This window comes from Ligilactobacillus animalis KCTC 3501 = DSM 20602 (assembly GCF_001434535.1).
GTDB lineage: Bacteria > Bacillota > Bacilli > Lactobacillales > Lactobacillaceae > Ligilactobacillus > Ligilactobacillus animalis.
Genome location: NZ_AYYW01000054.1, coordinates 2,522 through 6,261, shown reverse-complemented (window position 1 = coordinate 6,261; position 3,740 = coordinate 2,522). Strand labels below are relative to the sequence as shown.

Sequence of the window (3,740 nt, the reverse complement as noted above, 5' to 3'; positions counted from 1 at the left end):
TTGGTTACACTTGCAGGAACTTATTAAATATTTCGTCCGGCGTCGTGATCCTTGCTGCGATTTCTGCAGATTACACCGGTTTTTTACACTCGCATTTCCAACCTTTCAGCATTTCAACATGTAAAAAGGGATGTGCCAGCATTTGAGCCAGCGCATCCCTTTGCGTTCGGTTTAGTGCAATGTCCTTAGATATTCCAGTGGTTGTGTGGGCGATTGACTGTCTTTTCTGATCTGTTCTTTGAGATCGTTCAAGTTATTCGGGATCCGTTTCATTGTTTGAATGCTCCTGTCTGTTTGATGTTTTGGGTTCAGCATTACGATTTTAGGGTGATTATTACCCCGGATTACTTTCGGGGCGTAAGCTGTGCACTTTGGGGCTATTGAGTTATTACCGAAATTACGTTTTTTAGCTTTCCTATACCCTATAATATATTTTTTTATTATTTATTTATTTCATATTAATATTAAAAATAATAGTAATAATGGTAATACATTATATATATCAATGGTTACAGCGATTTTTAAAAAGTAATATCGGGTAATATTTACCTAAAAACGGTAACTTATTCTAGTTTCATGATTGAAAGCTCTTCGCTTGTCCCTGGTTTTAGTTTTACTCCGATGTATGCTTTGATCGTTTTTCCATTGTCTAATTTTGCCTTAGAGATTATTCCAAGGCGTTCTAATTCCCGTCTGACTTTCTGATTACTCAAGGCTTTATACCCGTTAGCGAAACAATAGCGTTTGTAGGCATCATATAGATATACTTTCTTGGTATATAGCTCTGATCCTAAGATACAGCACTCGTCTAAAAATTCCTGCACTATGTTATTATCGCCTAGCCACTCCCTGCGTAAGCGGTCCATTTCTTCGGTTTCAGAGAAATAGCCACGCTCTAAGACCTTTCGGAACTCTTGCAGGCATTTATAAACGAATGCGGGTTGTTCAGCGTATAACGCCTTTTTGTTATAGCGTTCTTGAAAGTCCGGGATAGAATGGAAAGCAACGATACAAGGACGGCGACCAAAGCCGTTTGACGTATCTTTAAAGCTCGGTAGCTGGTTAGCTCCATAGAATTGTTTGGCGTATGGTCGTATCGTTTTGGCGTTCTCGCCTTTGTTTTCTGCGTCCATTGCGTCGTTACCTGTGATACCTTTGATCAATGCGGGCTCTTTGATGCTATTGCCTCCAATGTCAGCATAGTAATTCAAATTCTTATATTGCAGGCGGGCAATGGTAAACCGGCTATCCGGGTTAGTTAAGTCGCTTAGTCGTACGGTGCTAGTGTTCTCCGGTCCTACTAAGTCACGTAACCAATTAAAGAAGGTGCTTTTACCGTCTCCGCCTTCTGATAGCAAGATAGCGAACTTCTGCAGGTTCTCATAAGATCTATAAAAGCAAAAGCCAATGTACTCCATAATGAACGTTTTAGCATCCCTTAGGCTTTCCTCTAACCAAGCATCTGTTAGCGGTGTTGCTCCGTCTAGCGTGTTTATCGCATACTTGCGACCATGAAATAAGTAATTATCCGGGCTATGCGGTTTCATCTTGCCAGTTCTTAGATCAAATACACCATTTAAAAAATGGACTTGGTACGGGTCCACGTTATCGATTGTGTCCGCTGCGTCTTTGACCGGTGCAATATCTAATATGTATTTAGCAGTCTCTAATACTTCCTTGTTGCTCCAATAATCGACCACCAAGGCACTGATCGCACTTCTTAGCTTGTCTAATGTCATTTTTTCCCACAAACCTGTTTTCTCACTATATCGGTATAATGTGAGATCGTCACCGCTTTGGATCCTTAAATATTTATCGTTTGCTAGGATCATTTGACCCAATTTAACGGGGATGATCTTAATTACGCCTCTGTTATTTTTGTATAGATATGGTGGTAATTGTTGCAGGTCATTCATATCTTTTTGCTTTTCTTTGATAAATGCTTCCATTTCGCTGTTAGTGATCATTTTCTTACCTCTCTCGTTACTATGCTTTTAAAAATTACATTGACTTCACTATCTTTTAGCGGTGGTCTGATATAGTCACGGTTTATCTGCTGTGCGATCGTGTAGGCTGTCGCAAGCTCTGCGCCTGTACCAATGAGCCAACCAATTTGCTTTGTCAGCCACATATTACGCCCGCCACTGTCAACGCCTGCGACTATTTCATCTAATCGCTTGCCAGTAGTCCATTTTTTAACGTTTCCAGTTCGTTTAAAGCTATTTGAATATTGTTGTACTGGTCTATCGTTCAATGCGTCTAATAGCCAGTTAGGGGCATCTAGAATAGTGTTATATGTGTAGTTAGTATTAATACTCCTGTAAGTATCACCATTGATCACGCTAGGCGCTATTACTGTAAAATCAGCCAATAGATCAACGCTAGGGATGAAATTAGTTACACGCTTCTTACTTACTTGGCCACGATAAAAGAGATGTAGGCCACCGCTTGGCGTTTGCTCGATATATGTATCAGCAGGCAATTTATAGCCTTGATCACTAAGCGTCTGAAATATGCTTCTGATGTCGTTGTTATTGTGGTTGTCAATGTCTACAACAATCAAATTGCTATCTGAAAGCGATAGACCTAAGTTAATGTTTGGCTCGTGATCGAACCAGTTGGAAATTTCTTGCGGATCCTTGCTAGCTGTCAAATAGCTGCGATCCTTAAGCGGTCGTTTAGTATTAGGAACAAGGGGAAATACTTTATAATCATGTTTGGCCAACTCTAAGGCGTATTGCTTGGATCTCATTGTTAGGCCTCCTTGCGATCTAGTTCGATCAGTTGCGTATATAGTTCCGGCTCGTGCGCTCTTAGGTGTTTACTGAAATACTTAAGAGCAACCTTAACTTCGCAAGCCTCTAACGGTACGTGCTTGATCTTATTTTTAAGGGAGTATACAACGGCGTTAACTAAAACAATATCGCTAAGCTTGCTATATAATTTGGGATCGTCATTCTTTAGCTTGTCTCCATAAGCATTAAATAGTGAGCGTGCTTGTTCCGGTTCCAAGTCATCAGTTGCGATCAGACTACGCAAGCTTACTTTTAATCGTTCAAATGATGTGATTTTGTCTTGATTTAATTGTGCGTTTTCTTGTAACATAATAGATAACTCCTGTTCATCATTTATTTTTGAATGGGTGTTTTGGGTTTAGCTCGTTGGCAGGGGTGCCAGCGGGCTTTTTCTTTTCTCTCGATCGTACCAACTCAATGACAAGCGGTGTAACCAGTCCAGCAACGCCAAAGATCAGCGTTAGCAATACGATCATCAGTAAATACATTGTTAGGGCGTATTTGACCCCGTCCCGGTCGGATCGTTCTACTTCAAACAAGTAGCAGGCGTCCAATTTGATTTGTTCTAACATGCTTAGCCCTCCTTTAGCATCTTTCTTTTTACTTTTTCTACGTCGTCAATGTTCAAAATATTCCAGTAAGTGACTTCATACTTGCAAAAGCCTATTGATTTGATCACTGGCGCAATATATCCCAACTTTTTCAAACGTTCCAAGTCCTTGACCACTTCAGCAGTCAAAGCACCAAGGATATATACCAAGTGATCACCGTTAGTAACTACGCCCGTTGTGTCTGCCTGCATACATAGAAGCCCGTACAACTCTTTTTGTTCAAATGTCAGTTTGTCGGATCGTTCTACTCTCCTAGGGATGTAGATCCCGTCTTGACCGCTTATGACGTTCTCTAAAATGGTATTGATCCGCTCCAGGTTCGATCTCGTCAATT

At 40.7% G+C, this 3,740-nt stretch carries 5 protein-coding genes; all 5 read right to left on the bottom strand.

What is annotated here, in order from left to right; all coding sequences use genetic code 11:
* Positions 1-563: 563 nt before the first annotated feature.
* Genes FC30_RS07890 through FC30_RS07870 form a run of 5 tightly spaced genes read right to left on the bottom strand, consistent with a single transcriptional unit; the run spans position 564 to position 3,738 of the window.
* Entirely contained in the window at positions 564-1,967 is a 1,404-nt protein-coding gene (locus FC30_RS07890; RefSeq protein ID WP_010689691.1) for a DNA primase family protein, read from the bottom strand.
* On the bottom strand, positions 1,964-2,752 hold the full coding sequence (locus FC30_RS07885; protein WP_010689690.1) for a bifunctional DNA primase/polymerase: 789 nt from the start codon (positions 2,750-2,752) through the stop codon (positions 1,964-1,966). Before FC30_RS07885 ends, FC30_RS07890 begins: the two co-directional genes overlap by 4 nt.
* A 2-nt stretch (positions 2,753-2,754) precedes the next feature.
* Entirely contained in the window at positions 2,755-3,105 is a 351-nt protein-coding gene (locus FC30_RS07880; protein ID WP_010689688.1) for a hypothetical protein, read from the bottom strand.
* A 19-nt stretch (positions 3,106-3,124) separates the two neighbouring features.
* A complete protein-coding gene (locus FC30_RS07875; RefSeq protein ID WP_010689686.1) occupies positions 3,125-3,367 on the bottom strand; it encodes a hypothetical protein in 243 nt (80 codons plus the stop codon).
* Positions 3,368-3,369: 2 nt separating this feature from the next.
* Positions 3,370-3,738 (bottom strand): hypothetical protein, encoded by a 369-nt coding sequence (locus FC30_RS07870; protein ID WP_056938501.1) that lies wholly within the window; start codon positions 3,736-3,738, stop codon positions 3,370-3,372.
* Positions 3,739-3,740: the final 2 nt, after the last annotated feature.